Annotated in this window: 15 protein-coding genes; 9 read left to right on the forward strand and 6 right to left on the reverse strand. The window is 67.5% G+C overall.

Going from position 1 to position 15,734, the window contains the following annotated elements:
• Nucleotides 1–102: 102 nt before the first annotated feature.
• Together EI73_RS01705 and queA are read left to right on the forward strand one after the other, a co-directional pair.
• A complete protein-coding gene (locus tag EI73_RS01705) occupies nucleotides 103–645 on the forward strand; it encodes an NYN domain-containing protein (protein WP_034383538.1) in 543 nt (180 codons plus the stop codon).
• Between the two features lie 46 nt (nucleotides 646–691).
• Nucleotides 692–1,744 carry a tRNA preQ1(34) S-adenosylmethionine ribosyltransferase-isomerase QueA gene (gene queA, locus EI73_RS01710; RefSeq protein WP_034387493.1) on the forward strand — a complete coding sequence of 351 codons (1,053 nt, stop codon included), beginning with the start codon at nucleotides 692–694 and terminating at the stop codon, nucleotides 1,742–1,744.
• 98 nt (nucleotides 1,745–1,842) lie between these two features.
• Here queA and EI73_RS01715 read toward each other — a convergent pair whose 3' ends face one another.
• Nucleotides 1,843–2,811, reverse strand: coding sequence for a GNAT family N-acetyltransferase (locus EI73_RS01715; protein ID WP_034383540.1), 969 nt, complete (start codon nucleotides 2,809–2,811; stop codon nucleotides 1,843–1,845).
• A gap of 85 nt (nucleotides 2,812–2,896) precedes the next feature.
• On the opposite strand from EI73_RS01715, the gene EI73_RS01720 reads away from it, so the two are divergent.
• The 7 genes from EI73_RS01720 to ftsY all read left to right on the forward strand — a co-directional run bounded on the left by EI73_RS01720 (nucleotide 2,897) and on the right by ftsY (nucleotide 11,024).
• Complete coding sequence (locus EI73_RS01720; RefSeq protein WP_034383542.1) at nucleotides 2,897–4,957, forward strand: M3 family metallopeptidase; 2,061 nt, start codon at nucleotides 2,897–2,899, stop codon at nucleotides 4,955–4,957.
• Between the two features lie 104 nt (nucleotides 4,958–5,061).
• Entirely contained in the window at nucleotides 5,062–5,547 is a 486-nt protein-coding gene (locus EI73_RS01725; protein ID WP_034383544.1) for a CAP domain-containing protein, read from the forward strand.
• 186 nt (nucleotides 5,548–5,733) lie between these two features.
• Entirely contained in the window at nucleotides 5,734–6,330 is a 597-nt protein-coding gene (gene ruvA / locus EI73_RS01730) for a Holliday junction branch migration protein RuvA (RefSeq protein ID WP_034383546.1), read from the forward strand.
• A complete protein-coding gene (locus EI73_RS01735; protein ID WP_034383548.1) occupies nucleotides 6,331–7,569 on the forward strand; it encodes a low temperature requirement protein A in 1,239 nt (412 codons plus the stop codon).
• Nucleotides 7,570–7,733: 164 nt separating this feature from the next.
• Entirely contained in the window at nucleotides 7,734–9,764 is a 2,031-nt protein-coding gene (locus EI73_RS01740) for a protein kinase (protein ID WP_034383549.1), read from the forward strand.
• Nucleotide 9,765: 1 nt separating this feature from the next.
• Complete coding sequence (locus EI73_RS01745; RefSeq protein WP_034383551.1) at nucleotides 9,766–10,032, forward strand: glutaredoxin family protein; 267 nt, start codon at nucleotides 9,766–9,768, stop codon at nucleotides 10,030–10,032.
• A gap of 35 nt (nucleotides 10,033–10,067) precedes the next feature.
• Nucleotides 10,068–11,024, forward strand: a complete 957-nt coding sequence (ftsY, locus tag EI73_RS01750; RefSeq protein ID WP_034387496.1) for a signal recognition particle-docking protein FtsY — start codon at nucleotides 10,068–10,070, stop codon at nucleotides 11,022–11,024.
• A 20-nt stretch (nucleotides 11,025–11,044) separates the two neighbouring features.
• On the opposite strand, the gene EI73_RS01755 is transcribed toward ftsY, so the two are convergent.
• From EI73_RS01755 to EI73_RS01775, 5 genes are all read right to left on the reverse strand, one after another.
• Nucleotides 11,045–11,755, reverse strand: a complete 711-nt coding sequence (locus EI73_RS01755; RefSeq protein WP_034383553.1) for an ABC transporter ATP-binding protein — start codon at nucleotides 11,753–11,755, stop codon at nucleotides 11,045–11,047.
• Nucleotides 11,755–12,534, reverse strand: a complete 780-nt coding sequence (locus EI73_RS01760) for an ABC transporter ATP-binding protein (protein WP_034383555.1) — start codon at nucleotides 12,532–12,534, stop codon at nucleotides 11,755–11,757. The genes EI73_RS01755 and EI73_RS01760 overlap by 1 nt, the downstream gene beginning before the upstream one ends.
• On the reverse strand, nucleotides 12,531–13,472 hold the full coding sequence (locus tag EI73_RS01765) for a branched-chain amino acid ABC transporter permease (protein ID WP_034383557.1): 942 nt from the start codon (nucleotides 13,470–13,472) through the stop codon (nucleotides 12,531–12,533). The genes EI73_RS01760 and EI73_RS01765 overlap by 4 nt, the downstream gene beginning before the upstream one ends.
• Before the next feature lies 1 nt (nucleotide 13,473).
• A complete protein-coding gene (locus EI73_RS01770; RefSeq protein ID WP_034383559.1) occupies nucleotides 13,474–14,448 on the reverse strand; it encodes a branched-chain amino acid ABC transporter permease in 975 nt (324 codons plus the stop codon).
• Nucleotides 14,449–14,527: 79 nt separating this feature from the next.
• Complete coding sequence (locus EI73_RS01775) at nucleotides 14,528–15,685, reverse strand: ABC transporter substrate-binding protein (protein WP_034383561.1); 1,158 nt, start codon at nucleotides 15,683–15,685, stop codon at nucleotides 14,528–14,530.
• Nucleotides 15,686–15,734 lie beyond the last annotated feature (49 nt).

The raw sequence follows: 15,734 nt of genomic DNA on the forward strand, positions 1-15,734 counted from the left end.
GCTGGCAGATGCTCTATGCTGCGTGCGCCCGCACCGCCGGGAATCCGGCTTGCCGGCGGAGCTTTTTCCGTCTTCTTTTTCCCTTGCAACAGGAGAATGGCAATGCAGTACGTGGTGACCCGCCCCCGCGTGGGCGTTTTTATCGACACGCAGAACCTCTATCACTCCGCCCGCGACCTGCTGGAACGCACGGTCAACTTCGAGACGCTCCTGCGGGCCGCCGCGAAAGACCGCGAACTCGTTCACGCCATCGCCTACACCGTCGAGCGCGAGGGCGAGGCGACCGCACGGCCCTTTATCTATAAGCTCAGTACGCTGGGCTACAAGGTGCGCCGCATGAACCTCACCCTCCACCACGTGGCAGAGGGCGGCAAGGCCATCTATGAGGGCAACTGGGATATGGGCATCGTGGCCGACATGGTCCGGTTGATGGACCACCTCGACGTGGTGGTTCTCGGCAGCGGGGACGGTGACTTCACCGACATCGTGGAGGTGCTGCAGGAGCGCGGCAAGCGTGTCGAGGTCATCGCCTTTCGTGAGCACACCGCCCAGAAACTCGTGGACGCCGCCGACCGCTTTACGCATCTGCCCGACCTGGAAGACGCGCTCATGCCCGCCCGTCAGAAGGGGGAGGTGAGGGGGTAGGTGTCCGCGCGTTTGTGGAGTGCTCCACGCCTCGTTTCACCCCCTGATGCCTATGGACGCTGACGCCGTTCTCGCCCGCCTCGCCTTTGAGTTGCCTCCCGAGCGCATCGCGCAGAGGGGGGCCGAGCCCCGTGACGCCTCACGCCTGATGGTGGTGGGACGTGACCGGATCTCGCACCGTATCTTCCGGGACCTGCCCGAGCTGCTGCGCGCCGGAGACGTGCTCGTGTTCAACGAGAGCCGGGTGATTCCCGCTCGGGTGATGGCCCGCAAGCCGGTCACACCGGAGGGCTTGGGCGGCGGTCAGGTGGAGGTCCTCCTCCTGCGCGAGGAAGAGCCAAACGTCTGGTCGGCCTACCTCAAACCCGCTCGGCGCGCCGGCAAGGAACTCTGGCTCGGCGAGCACCGGGCCGAAGTCGTGGGCATCCTCCCCGACGGCGCGCGGCTGCTGCGCTTCGAGCAGGACATCAAGCCGCATCTGGACGAGATCGGGCGCTTGCCCCTTCCGCCCTACATCGCGGCGGGAGACGACGAGACGTGGCGGGAACGCTACCAGACGGTGTACGCCCGCGAGCCGGGCAGCGTGGCGGCCCCTACGGCGGGGCTCCACTTCACGCCCGAACTGCTCGCTCGCCTGGACGCGCTGGGCGTGGAACGGCACGCCCTGATCCTGCACGTCGGTGCGGGCACCTTCCGGCCGATTACCGGGAGCGTGGCCGAACACGTGATGCACGCCGAACGCTATGCCATCCCGCCGGCGACGGCTGGGGCGATCAACCGCGCCAAGGCGGAGGGACGGCGCGTGATCGCCGTCGGCACCACCACCGTCCGCGCCCTGGAAAGCAGCGCGAACGAGGACGGCACGGTGAACCCCGGGGAGGGCGAGACCCGCATCTTCATCACGCCCGGCATGCCCGTGCGCGTTCCAGACCTCCTGATCACCAACCTGCACCTTCCCGGGAGCACCCTGCTGCTGCTGGTGGCGGCCTTTGCGGGAGAAGACCGCATCCGGGCCGCCTATGACGCCGCCCTGGCCGGAGACTACCGTTTCTATTCGCTGGGGGACGCGATGCTGCTGGAGCGGGAGCGTGAACCGTAGAACGTGGACCGTGGGAGCTCCTGCCCTGGCTGAGGGCTTCCACGCTCTACTGGAAGATGCGTGCCACGAGAAGCCCCGGCCTGTAGGCCTGGGGTAGTTCACGTTTCGCCCCCCACATTCCGCTTCAGCGTCACCGTCGCCGCCTCCCGCACGAAGCCCAGCCGCTCGTTGATGGCGAGCATGGGGCGGTTTCTGCTGTGGTTGCTCGTGCGGGCGTGGGTGAAGCCCCGGCTCAGGGCAGCGCGGGCCGCCGCGAGTTTCAGGGCGTAGGCGACGCCGTGGCCGCGCCAGGCGGGAAGGACACCCGTCAGGCCGTTGTGCAGGGTGCCGGGGCGGGTGGGGATGGGCTGGTGCAGTTCGCTGAGGCCGATCCACTCACCGTCCGGGGCCACCGCGATGAAGAATCCCGCGGGTTGGATACGCCCCGGCACGCGCTGCTGCCAGACCTCGAAGGGCCAGACGCTGATGGGCGTGGCCGTGGGTACGTCGCGCAGCAGGGCGGCCATCAGGGTGTAGAGGCGGCGCTGGGCGGCCTCGTCGAAGTCGCGGACCAGTTCAGCGAGGGGTGCGATGCGCACGCCCGCGGCCCCGGCGCGTTCCTCGTCGAGGGCGAACCGGGCGAACTCCAGCGTCCGCAGGTCCAGCGTGCTGCTCCACATACGGTCGTGCTCGTGGTAGCCGCGGGCCTCGTAGAACGGTTTTTCCCACCAGTCCTCCCGAACGCGCGTGACCAGGGTATGCGCGCCGTGCTGGAGGGCCTGCGCCTCCGCATGTGAAAGGAGCGTTGCGGCCAGCGTTCCCCCGGCCCCTTTCGGCAGGGTGCGCACCGTCACGTCCAGCCATCCGGGATGCCCGTCCATACGCGGCACGCCCGTTTCCGCCATGCCCACGATCTCGCCCGCCTGTACGGCCAGCGTCCGCACGAAGGGTTCATCCTCCAGTCGGCGCGCCTCCAACTGCTCCAGGTCCTCCACGGCGACGGGGGACTCGGGGTGTGCAGCGGTCAGGAACGCGGCCACGCGGGACAGATCGGCGGGGGTGGCGGGGTGAAGGGTCACGGCGTCCATGCAGAAGCCAAGCATAGTCCCCGCCCGGCGTGCCATCCGCCGTTTGGCGCAGCATGGGGCGGGCACGCCTCTCTATACTCGCCGCATGACACAAGCGCCTCCCGCGCCCGTTCAGAGTGAGAATCCCCTCCTGAACGTGGGTTTTCGTATTCCCTTCGACCGGATTCGCCCCGAGCACGCTGAACCGGCTGTGGACACGCTGCTCGCGCAGACGCGCCTTGGGCTGGAGAGGCTCGCGCGGGCGGGGGAACGCGATGACGCCGACTTCATGGCGGAGCTCGACACGCTCACCGAGCAGCTCGACACCGTGCGGGTGATCGTGGGCCACCTCGACAGCGTGGTGACCAGCCCCGAGTGGCAGGCGGCCAAGCGCGCGATCCTGCCCAAGGTGACCGAGTTCTACACGCAGCTCAGCCTCCACCCGGGGCTGTGGGCGGCGCTCAAGGGCTTTGCCGGGACGGAGGCCGCCCGCGCGCTCGACCCGGTGCGGGCCCGGCACCTCAGGCTCACCCTCGACGAGTTTCGCCGCCAGGGCGCGGACCTGCCCGACGCACAGAAGGCCCGATTGCTGGAGGTGAATACCCGCCTCGCGCAGGTCACGAACGACTTTGCGAGGAACGTGCTCGACGCGACCGCTGCCTTCGAGCTGTACGTGCCGACCGAGCGGCTGGCTGGAGTTCCGCAGCGTGTGCTGGACGCCACCCGCCGCGACGCAGAGGCGCGCGGGCAGGAGGGCCACCGCCTCACGCTGCACCTGCCGACGGTGGAACCCGTCCTCACCTATGCCGACGACCGCGAGCTGCGGCGCGAGCTGTGGCTGGCTCAGAACGCGGTGGGCACCACAGAGGGCCGCGACAACCGCCCCCTCGTCGCGGAGATCCTGCGGCTGCGCCGCGAGCAGGCCCAGCTGCTGGGCTTTCGCAACTTCGCCGACTACGTGCTGCAAGACCGCATGGCGGGGAGCGGTGACCGAGCGCTCGCCTTTGAGCGCGACCTGGAAGCGCGAATCCGGCCCTTTTTTGAGCGCGAGAACGCTGAGCTCGAAGCCTTTTACCGCGAGCAGGCGGGGCAGGACGCCCCCGCGCTGGAAGCCTGGGACGTCGCCTACTGGGCCGAGAAGCAGCGGCAGGCGAAGTACGCTTTTGACGAGGAAGCCCTGCGGCCCTACTTCGCGCTGGATAACGTGCTCGCGGGTCTGTTCGAAATCGTGAACCGCGTGTTTGGCATCACCGTTCGTGAGGCGCAGGCTCCCGTTTGGCACCCCGAGGTGCGCTACTACGACATTCTCGATGAGGCGGGCACCCACGTCGCCTCCTTCTACACCGACTGGTTTCCTCGCGACAGCAAGCGCGCCGGGGCGTGGATGAACGCCCTGGTGACGGGCGGTCCCCGCGAGGGCGGAGTAGACCCGCACCTGGGGTTGATGTGCGGCAACATGACGCCCCCCTCCGGTGACACGCCCGCCCTGCTCTCCCTGCGCGAGGTGGAGACGGTCTTTCACGAATTCGGGCACCTGCTGCATCACGCCCTCTCGCGCGTCGAGGTCCGCTCCCTCAGCGGCACGCGGGTGGCCTGGGACTTCGTGGAACTCCCCAGCCAGATCATGGAGAACTGGGTGCTGGAACGGGAGGCCCTCGACCTGTTTGCCCGCCACTACCAGACGGGTGAGCGGCTGCCCGACGACCTCTACAAGCGCCTGATTGCCGCCCGCAACTACCGCGCCGCGAACGCTGCCATGCGCCAGCTCTCCTTCGGTACGGTGGACCTGGAACTGCATATCAGCTTTGACCCCGACGCGCCCGGAGCCGACCCCATCACGGAGGCCCGCGAGATCATGGCCCGCTTCTACCCCTACCCCCTCCCGGAGAACTACGCCCGCATCGCGCAGTTCGGGCACCTCTTCAGCAGTCCGGTCGGGTACGGGGCCGGTTACTACTCCTACAAGTGGGCGGAGGTGCTCGACGCCGACGCCTTTTCCCGCTTTGCGCAGGAAGGCCTTTTTAACCGCGAGACGGGCCGCGCCTACGTGGACACCATTCTGAGCCAGGGAAACAGCAAGGACGCCGCCGAGCTCTACCGCGACTTTATGGGCCGCGACCCCGACGCGCAGGCCCTGCTGCGCCGCAGCGGCCTGGTGGAAGCGTAGGCCCCGCCTTCCCACCGTTGGCGCAAGGGTGGGGCCGCGAGCGGAGAAAGCCCGGGTCCCCTTTCTCATGTCCCGGGGGCACCGGCCCTTTACTCTGTCTTCACATGCTTCGTGCCCAACTCACGATTCTGGCCGGTGCCCTGGTAGCCCTGGGCTCCGCACACGCGCAGTCCCCTGCCGAGGCCGAGCTGCTGGCCGGGCTGAACGCCGCCCGCGCTCGGGGCGTGACCTGTCCGGGAACCGGCGCCCGGCCGGTTGCTGCCCCGCTGACAGCTGCGCTGCCCCATGCCCTTGCCGCCCGGACGCAGGCGGGCTACATGAGCAGCAGCGGGCGCATCACGCACGCGGGCGCAGGCGGCAGCACTCCGCGCCTGCGGGCCGCAAGCACGGGGGTTCAGGCCGTGAGCGTCACCGAGATCATCTACATGGGTCCAGGGGTGAATCCGCAGGGAGCGGTGCAGTGGTGGCTGGGATCAGCTGTGCACTGCACCGTTCTCACCGACCCCCGCTACACCCACGCCGGGGCGAGCGTGGTGCAGGGGGCCCGCGGCACCGCCTATGTCGTTGTGCTGAGCAGTGAGCCGCGCTAAAGGGGCGCGCGCTTTCCTTCCTCAACCGGCGCGGCCCTCTAGAATCCGGGTCGTGAGACAGCTCCCGCTCGCTTTCGCAGGTTCCAGCGCCTCTTTGGGGCTGGGCGTGACAAGTGTTCCGTTTCGGAGCGCCCGCTTTCAGAACTGTGCCCCTGGGCTTCGGGCGCTGACGGACCGGGAGCCCTCATGATCGCCTACCTCAGTGGCGTCGTTCGCGAGGTGCGTGAGGCGAGTGCCGTCATCGTGACGGGTGGGGTGGGGTACGAGGTGTACTGCCCCGCCTCCACGCTGGGCCGGCTCAGCGTGGGGCAACCGGCCGAGCTGAATACCCGTTTCGTGGTGCGCGAGGATGCCCAGCTGCTGTTCGGCTTTCAGGACGCCGACAGCCTGCGCCTCTTCGACCTGCTGACCGGTGTGAGCGGCGTTGGCCCCAAGCTGGCGCTGGCGCTGCTGTCTGCGCTGCCGGTGAGCGCCCTCGCCCAAGGCCTGCGGACCGGTGACGTGAAGCTGCTTTCCAGCGTGTCTGGAGTGGGCAAGAAGACCGCTGAACGGCTGGTCCTCGAACTCCAGAACAAGGTGCCCGAGCACCTGGCCGCACCGATGGGGACGGCGGGAAAAGCCGCGGCGGTGGAGGGGACCGCGGGGCGCGACGCGGTGGAGGCCCTGCTCGCGCTCGGCTTTCGCGAGGCGCAGGTCCGCGGTGTGGTCGCGGAGTTGCTCGCTGCCGACCCTACGCTCAGTGCCGATGCGCTGATTCGTAAGGGCTTGGGGAGACTGCGGTAGATGACCCAGGGTCAGCCGGACAGCGTCAACCTGGAAAACGGAGCTTCAGGGCATGGGGGGACACCAAAGGTCGTCCCGGAGGAGCAGCGGGTCACCTGGCTGGAATTGTTTTTTGACCTGCTGTTCGTGGTGGCGTTCGATCAGCTTGCCAAGCGCCTGGGAGACACACCGAGTGCGGAGAATATCGGCCTCTTTCTGCTGCTGTTCGCTGCGGTTTGGTGGGCTTGGGTGGGCAACACGACCTTTGCGGCTCGCTACGGCAACGGGGAGCGCGTGTACCGCTGGGGCAGCCTGTTGCAGCTGCTGACGCTGGGGGTGCTAGCGCTGACCGAGCGGGGTGACCTCGACCAGACGGGGCAGGCTTTTGCCCTGGCGTATGCCGCCAACCGCTGGATTCTGGTGGGGATGCACCTGCTGCACCTGCGCCGCCGAACGGAAACGGCCTCCTTCTCGCAGCCGCTGGCAACTGGGTACGGCCTCGCTGCCCTGATCTGGCTGGGAAGCGCGCTTCTGACTGGGAGCGTGCAGCTCGTGGCTTGGGGCGTAGCGCTGGGGATCGACGTGCTGACGCCGCTGCTCCTCCGGCAACGGCACGGTGCGGCTCTTCCGCACCAGGAGCATCTGCCGGAGCGGATGGGGCTTCTGCAGATCATCGCGCTTGGCAGCATCATGACCGAGGTGGTTGCGGGGGGGCGGCAACAGAGCCTGACCGGGCTGAATCTCTTCCCCGCGTTGTGCGCGATGCTGCTGGCCGTGGGCTTGTGGCGGCTGTACTTCGATCAGGCCCGCACGCTTCCGGTGCTGCATGCCCACTGGGCCGGTCGGGTAGGCGCGTTTCTGATGTGGCTGTACGGCCATTTCCCCTTTACCCTTAGCGTGACGATGCTGGCGGTGGGTCTGGGGCACGGAATCAGCGACACCGAGAACGAACGGGACGCAGTCAACCGTCAACTCGTTGCCTGGCCGCTTGCCGGAGCCCTACTCACCCTTGCCCTGCTGCGAGGGAACGCGCTGCGCCTCACCGCTCGTTCCCTGCTGGGCGACCGCAGCCTGTTGGCGCTGGGTGCCGGAACGGGCTTGGCCGCTGCGCTCGCGTTCTGCCGGTGGGACACCCTTGCCCTCCATGCGGGGGCGGCGGCCCTGACGCTGCTGCTGGCCCTGATCGTCGCCACGGACCCGGTGACCCGGCAGCTCGGGCGCATCGAGGAGCGCCTGGGAGGAAGCGGCTCGCCGGTCTAGGGGCAGAGGCGGCCGGTTGGCGCTGAAGAACGGGGAGGCGCGTTGTGGGGCCGGGCCCTGTAAGCTCCGCGACAGGGCACTTCGCTATAACTAGAAGACATGGCTGCCCCGTTCCCCGCTTCCCGGTCTGTTTCACTGCTCGCTGCCGGGGGGAGAGGCTGAAGATGCTGCTGAACGACCTGCTGCTCGCCGCGCTGTTTGTGGTCGGGCTGCTGCTCACGGTGCGGCTAGGCGAGCGCTTCCTGAGCCTCCTGGTCTCGGTTCTGGCGCTTGCCCTGGCGACGCTGGTGGGATGGCTGTCCCTCCAGGCCGGGCAGCTTGACCGGGCCCAGGGGGTCTGGGTAACGGTAGCCGTGCTGCTGGGAAGTGGGCCTGTTGTCCTGGGCACCCTGCCGCTGCCCTGGCGCGCGGCGCGGCCCGTTCGGATGCAGCGCACGTCGCCGCCCGGTCCGTCCCGGCCACCCGCGCCCACCGTGCCCGACCTGCATTTTCAGGACTACGAGGTCTTGGACCGTATCGGGATCGGCGGCATGGGGAGCGTCTACCGAGCGCGTCGCCGGGTGGATGGCCGAATCGTGGCACTCAAGGTGCCGCAGGAAAAGTACCTGGCCGACACGAAGTTCGTGAAACGCTTCTACCGAGAAGCGGAGGTGCTGCGGCGCTTCAACCACCCCAACATCGTCCGCGTCTTTGACTACCGGATGGAAGACCCCGAGCATTACATCGCGATGGAGTTTCTCGACGGCGAGAGCCTCGAAGCCCGGCTTGAGGGTGACCGGCTCTCGTTTGCTGAGAGCGTGCAGGTGCTGCGGGCCCTGGCCGACGCGCTGCGGCACATCCACAGGCAGAACGTGGTTCACCGCGATATCAAGCCTGCGAACGTCATGGTGCTCAAGGACGCCTTTACGAATGGTCAGCTGCGTGAAGGCGGCGTCAAGCTGATGGATTTCGGAATCGCGGTTGGGCGGGTGCAGACTCGGCTCACCATGACGGGCGGGCGGGTCGGCACACCGATCTACATGGCCCCCGAGCAGGCCAAGGGTCAGCGGGTGGACGCCCGCAGCGACGTGTACTCGCTGGGCCTACTCGCCTATGAGCTCGTGACCGGCGAAACGGCCTTTAAGGGCAGCTACGAGGCCGTCGTCCACCAGCAGGTGTTCGAGGCACCCAAGCCGCCCAAGCAGGTGAATATCGAGGTGCCCGGCCGTCTGAGTGACCTGATCCTGCATATGATCGAAAAGGACCCCGCCAGCCGCCCCACGCTCGACGAGGTGATCGCTCGCCTTGACGCCGGGGTGTTGGCCGACGACGTCTTTATGGACCCGGTTGCGCTTGCCCTCGGGGTGGGCGAGAAGCGCGCGGCGCTGCGCCTGCTGGACCTTAGGGGTAAGCTGCGCGTGGGCCTGCGTGACCTCGCGGGTGGGGAAAGTGGCCTGCCCAGCGTGCCCAGCGCCCTGGCCGGGGACGAGGACGGCTACCTGTATCTCACGCTCCTGGACTTTCGTTCGGGGCACAGGAGCGGGCTGGTGCGCAAACTGGCTCCCGATGGGCGCGAGGTCGCCTCGTTCGGTCCCTACGGGCTGCGGGACGGCGAACTGTTGCAGCCGGTCAGCATTGCTGTGGCGGGGGGACAGGTGTACGTTCTCGACGCCGAGGCGTGTCAGGTCGTGGTGTACGACCGAGGAGGGCAATTCTTGCGCCGTTTCGGAGGCCGCGGCTCCGGACGAGGCCGCTTCGAGAAGCCGCGCACGGTCGTCGCCGCCCCGCAGGGGGAACTGTATGTGCTGGATAGCGGTGCCCGCGAGGTGCAGCGGTTTACGCCCCTCGGCGAGTATCTTGGCCGCTACGCTTTCCGCCGAGACCGCAGCAGCGAGGCGCTGCGCGATCTGGACGGTCTGAGCGTTGATCCTGGCGGAGCGGTCTACATCGTCGACAGCGTCGCTCGCAAGGTCCGCCGCATCGAGCCGGACGGGACCCCCGGCCCCGCCTTTACGCTCGAACCGCTTGTCGGCGAGCCCGAAGGTGCGCCGTGGCTCCTTCAGGTGAGCGCCGAGGGACACCTCTATGCTGTGCGGCAGGGCGGGCAGGTGCTGCGCACGTACAGCGCTGCCGGGGATCTCATCGCCTCGCGCGATATGTACGCCCCGGTGCAGGCCATGACCCTGCTGACGCGCCCCGTGCCGGTGGAGGTCTAGCGTGTCCAGGCTTCCTGTCCTGACCCTCTATACCCGTGTGGGCTGTCACCTCTGCGAGCAGGCCGAGGCGCAGCTTCAGGCGCTGGAGTACCGCTACCAGCCGGTGGACGTGGACGGCGCTCCAGAGCTGCGCGCCCGTTTTGGCGATGACGTGCCCGTGCTCGCGCTGGGCGAGCGGGTGCTGCTGAAAGGGGTGTTGGGACGCGCCCGCCTGAGCGCGCTCAAGGTGCAGCTGCTGCGTGAATTCCGAGGAGACGGGCAGAACTGACGGTGTTTGCCTCCCGCCGGCGCTATGGTGGGGGCATGAGTTGGCTAACGCGCCTGCGGGAGGGCCTGAGCAAAACCCGCAAGCAACTGAATGAGGCGGCGGGAGACCTCAGCACGGATGTGCGCGAGGCATTCACCCGCCTGGACACGGTAGAAGACCTCGAATACGCCCTGATCGCCGCCGATGTGGGCCGCGCGGCCACCGAGGAAATCCTGGAGGACGTCAAAGCGAGCGACCGGCGCAACCTCCAGGAAGCCCTGATGGACGCCCTGACCCTCCAGCTCGAACCCGATGCCCGCCGCGCGCAGTTTCGCCGGCTGGGCTTCACGCCCGACGCCCGCCGAGCCGTCGTGGACCCCCGTGGCCACGTCGTGATGATCGTGGGCGTGAATGGCGTGGGGAAGACCACCACCATCGCCAAACTGGGCGAGTACTACATGAGCCGTGGCAAAAGCGTGATGTTCGCCGCCGGGGACACCTTTCGTGCGGCAGCGGGGGCGCAGCTCGCGGTGTGGGGCGAGCGCCTGGGCGTGCCGGTGGTCCAGGGGCCGGAGGGGGGCGATCCCGCTGCGGTTGCCTACGACGCCGCCACCGCCCGCGCTGCCCGCGGGACCGACCTCCTGTTTGTGGACACCGCCGGGCGCCTCCACACCAAGCACAACCTGATGGAGGAGCTCAAAAAGGTTCGCCGCGTGATCGACAAGGCTGACCCCGGCGAGCCCGCGGATGTCTGGCTCGTCCTCGATGCCGTCACCGGCCAGAACGGCCTCGCGCAGGCCAAGAAGTTCCACGAGGCCACGCCGCTCACCGGCGTGATCGTCACCAAGCTCGACGGCACCGCCAAGGGCGGCATCCTGATCCCGATTGTCCGCGAACTCGGCGTGCCCATCAAGTTCATCGGCGTGGGGGAGGGCGCGCATGACCTGCAACCCTTCGACAGCCAGGAATTTGTTCGGGCGCTGTTTGATGTGGAGATTCCGCGCGGCTCCTGAAGCGTCCCGCTGCTGCCGCGTCAGCTCCCCAGGTAGGCGTGGAGCACCCGCTCGTCATTGATAAGCTGGGTGCTGTCTCCCTCGAGGGTGAGCTGCCCGGCTTCCAGCACGTAGGTCCGGTCGCTGCGCCCCATGGCGAGGCGGGCGTTTTGCTCCACGAGCAGGATGGTGACGCCCTGCGCGTTCAGCTCCCCGATGATCTCGAAGATTTCCCGCACGATGATGGGCGCCAGGCCCAGCGAGGGTTCGTCGAGCAGCAGCAGCCGCGGACGGCTCATCAGAGCGCGGGCGATGGCGAGCATCTGCTGTTCCCCCCCCGAGAGGGTGCCCGCGAGCTGATGGCGGCGCTCGCCCAGCCGGGGAAAGCGTTCGTACATCCGCGCGATGTCCGCCCGCACCTCGTCCCCAGACCGGCGGGTGTAGGCGCCCAGTTCCAGGTTGTCCTGCACGCTTTGGCGCGCGAGGACCTGGCGGCCTTCCGGGCTCTGCGCGATGCCGAGCCGCACCACCTCGTCGGGTGCCGCCCGGGTGATGTCACGCCCGGCAAAGAGAATTCGGCCCTCGCGCGGGCGCACCAGCCGCGAGATCGCCCGCAGCGTGGTCGTTTTGCCCGCCCCGTTCGCCCCGATCAGGGTGACGATTTCGCCTTCCTGCACCCGCAGCGTGAGGTTCCGCACAGCCTGAATGGCGCCGTAGTTCACGCTGAGCTGTTCGACTTCCAGCAGTGCCATCACTCGCCCCCCAGGTACGCCTCGATCACCTTTGGGTCACGCTGTACCGCCGCTGGGTCCCCTACCGCGATCAGTTGCCCAAAATTCAGCACCGCCACCCGGTCACACAGGTTCATGACCAGGGGGACGTGGTGTTCAATCACGAGCACCGTCAGGTCAAAGCGGCGCTGCACTTCCCGGATAAAGGCGGTGAGTTGCCCCTTCTCGGCGGTGTTCATGCCCGCTGCCGGTTCGTCCAGCAGCAGCACGCGCGGCTCGGTCGCCAGGGCTCGGGCGATTTCCAGTCGGCGCTGATCGCCGTAGCTGAAGTTCGCTGCCAGTTCTCCGGCCCGGTCCGCCAGCCCCACCAGGTCCAGGAGGGCCCAGGCCCGCTCTTCTACTCGCCGTTCCTCGGCGCGGGCCGTGCCGAAGATGCCCGCCCACAGCCCCGCCTCGCTGCGGACATGCTGCGCGATTTTCACGTTTTCCAGCGCCGAAAGCGCGCGGAAGAGCCGGATATTCTGAAAGGTGCGGCTGATGCCGAGCGCAGCGATGCGGTGCGGCGCGAGGCCGGTCACCTTCTGACCGCGGTAGCTCAGCGTGCCGCTGCTCGGCGGCGTCAGGCCGGTCATCAGGTTAAAGAGGGTGGTCTTGCCCGCCCCGTTCGGCCCGATCAGCCCGAAGATTTCGCCCTCGCGCACGTTGAAGGACACGTCGTTGACGGCCACCAGGCCGCCGAAGCGCCGGGTCAGCCCGCGCGCCTCCAGCAGGGTTCCCCGTTCGGGAAGCACCGCGGTCACGAGCCGCCTCCCGGTGCTTCCACCACGACGGGCACCGAAGGCGGACGGCGGGGAGGAGGCGGATGCCGCACGCCTTCCAGTGCACCGACGATCCCTTGCGGCAGGTACAGGCTCGCCACGACAAGCACCAGGCCGTTGATGACCAGCCGCCAGTCGGCCAGGAAGCGCAGCAGCTCGGGGATGGCGGTCAGCAGGGCTCCTCCCACCACCGGCCCCCAGATGTTCCGCGAGCCGCCGATCAGGACAAAGGCCAGGATGGCGATGGAGGCGTCAAAGGTGCCCTGTTTGGCGTTCCAGGTGTTCAGGAAGGGTGCGCTCATCGCCCCCACGATGCCCGCCAGCACCGCGCCGATCACAAAGGCGAGCACTTTGTAGCGCGTCGGCGGTACGCCCATCGCGTCGGCGGCAAGTTCGTCCTCCCGGATGGCCCGAAAGGCTCGTCCGACCCGCGAACGTTCGAGCTGCCGCGCAAACAGCAGCGTGAGCAGAAGGAGCGGCCCGAACAGCCAGATGTACTGCCAGCGGTCCTGAAAGCCGAAGGCCTGCGGAATCCCGAAGATGCCGATCGCCCCGCCCGTGATGGGAAGGTTAAGGCTGACCACCCGCAGGATCTCCACAAAGGCGATCGTCGCCAGGGCCAGGTAGATTCCACGCAGCCGCAGCGCGGGGACGCCCACGAGTACGCCCAGCAGCCCGCAGAGCAGCGCTGCGGCCAGCCAGGTCAGCGGGAACATCCCGTTGCCCAGCGTCTCCCTGACCCCCGCGAACACCGGGTTGGTCAGCAGAATCGCCGCGACGTAGCCGCCGACAGCGTAGAAGCCCGGACTCGCCAGGCTGAGCTGCCCGGCCTGAAGTGGGAAATAGAGGCTGAGGCCCAGCAGTCCCGCCTGCACCAGCGTCACGATCAGGAAGCCGTACTGTCCTAGAAAATCAGCCACATCACACCTTCTGAATCTGTGCGCGGCCCAGCAGACCCTGTGGGCGCACGAGGAGAATCACAAACAGCAGCGCAAAAGCCACCGCGTCCTTGTACGCGCTGTACTGCGCGGGCACAAAGGCTTCGGCCAGCCCGATCACCAGCCCGCCCACCACCGCGCCCGGAATGCTGCCCAGACCGCCGAGCACGATCACAGCCAGCCCCTTGAGCCCGTAGGTGACCCCAAAGTACGGCCCGGCCACTCCAAAGGCCGTGCCCACCAGCGTCCCCGCCAGCCCGCCCAAAAAGCCCGACAGAAAAAAGGTGATGAGGATGAAGCGGTCCACGCTGATCCCCAGCAGGCTCGCCGTGCCGGGATTTTCCGCGACCGCCCGCAGCGCTTTGCCCACCTTGGTGCGCCCGATGACGTACCCGAGGATCGCCAGCATGACCAGGCTGACCGCGAAAATGATGATCTGCACCGTTCGCACAATCACCACCCGGTCCCCGACCTGGAAACTCAGCGCGGGCTGAACCTGCCCGTAGGCGTCCGACGGGAAGTTGTAGATTTCGGCCCCCACCAGGAGCTGAATCAGGTTCACAAGGACGAGCGCCACGCCCAGGCTGCTCACCAGAGCGAGGAGGGGATCCGCTCCGCGCGCACGCATGGGCCGGAAGGCCAGGCGCTCGACCAGGACGGCGACAAGCCCCGCGACCACCGCGCCCACCAGCGTCGCCAGCGCGAACAGCCAGGGCGTTCCTGAAAAGGGCGAGCCGTCGGGGAACAGGTTGATGCCCTTGAGGAGGCCGTTATTCTCAAACTGCCCCACGACCAGCGTGTACGTGAAGTACGCGCCCAGCGTGAAGACGGCCCCGTGCGCAAAGTTGATGATCCCCAGAATAGAAAACACCAGCGTGTAGCCCAACGCGAAAATCGCATACACGCTGCCGATGGCCAGGCCATTGAGGACGTTTTGAAGAAACTGACTCAGCTCCATAGCGTTCTCCAGGAGGCGCCCAACTTGCAGCCGCCAGGCACCAGCAGGGGCGTTGCTGGCGCTGGCGGCTGGTCTCGCCTTACTTCAGGTACACGAACGAGCCGTTCTTGGCGTCCTTCATCTTGATCTGCGCGACGTAGAAGTCCTTTTGAAGGATCTCGCCCTCCTTGTCAAAGCGCAGCTCGCCCAGCGGCGTGCTGTACTTTCCAGCCAGAATCTGCTTGTTGAGGGCGGTGCGCAGGTCGTTCAGGTTCCACTGGGCGAGGTCCTTTTTGCGGTCCAGGGCCTTGAGGGCGTCGACGACCACCTGCACGCCCGCGTAGGCCTGGGCGGCAAACTGCGGCGGATCCTTTTTGTACTGGGCGCGGTATTCTTTCACAAAGAGCTGGTTGGCGGCACTGGGCTGCGCGGGGCTGTACGCCTGCGCGATGATCACGCCGTCACAGTACTGCTGGCAGACCGGGAAGATGTTGGAGGTGTTCAGGCCGTTCCCCCCCACGATCAGGCCCTTGTAGCCCAGTTGGCGCAGCTGCTTGACCAGATTCCCACCGTCGGCGGCGAGGCCCGAGATGATCACGAGGTCGGCTCCCGAATTCAGCACCGCCGTGACCTGCGTCGTGAAGTCGGTGTCGGTCGTTTGGAACTTCTGCACGGTGGCGATGTCCAGGCCCTGCGCCTTGGCGGTCTCCTGGAAAGTGCCCGTCTCGCTGACCGAGAAGGCGTCGTTCTGCGCGTACAGCACGGCGACCTTTTTGATGCGGGGATTCAGCTTCAGCGCCTGCTTGATCGCGTTCGGCGCCACCACGGCGACCGGCGCGGACACGCGGGCGACATAGTCCCCGATCTGCGGGATCCCCTTGGCCGTGTTGCTTGGCCCAATCACGGGCACCTTGGCGCGCTCCGCGATGGGATCGGCGGCAAAGGCCTGCTGCGAGAGCGTCGGTCCCACAATCGCCACCACGTTGGACTTGTTGATCAGGCTCTGGAAGGCGTTGATGGCGCTGTTCTCATCTCCCGCCGCGTCCTGGAAGATCAGCTTGATCGGCGTGCCTCCGATGCCGCCCCGCGCATTGATATGCTTTTCTGCCAGCCGTGCCCCGATCACCTGTTCCTGTCCGAGCAGCGCCACGTTGCCCGTCTGCGCCAGAGCGATCCCGATAGGAATGGGCGTCTGCACCTTTTGGGCCGAGGCGGCCGTCAGCAGCCCCAGCGCGATGCTCAAAACGGCTCGTGTCATGTGTGCTCCTCCTGAAAAGGGACGTCTTGACCTGATCGACGGTCGAAAA

Origin of the sequence: Deinococcus sp. YIM 77859, from assembly GCF_000745175.1 — a bacterium.
Lineage (GTDB): Bacteria > Deinococcota > Deinococci > Deinococcales > Deinococcaceae > Deinococcus.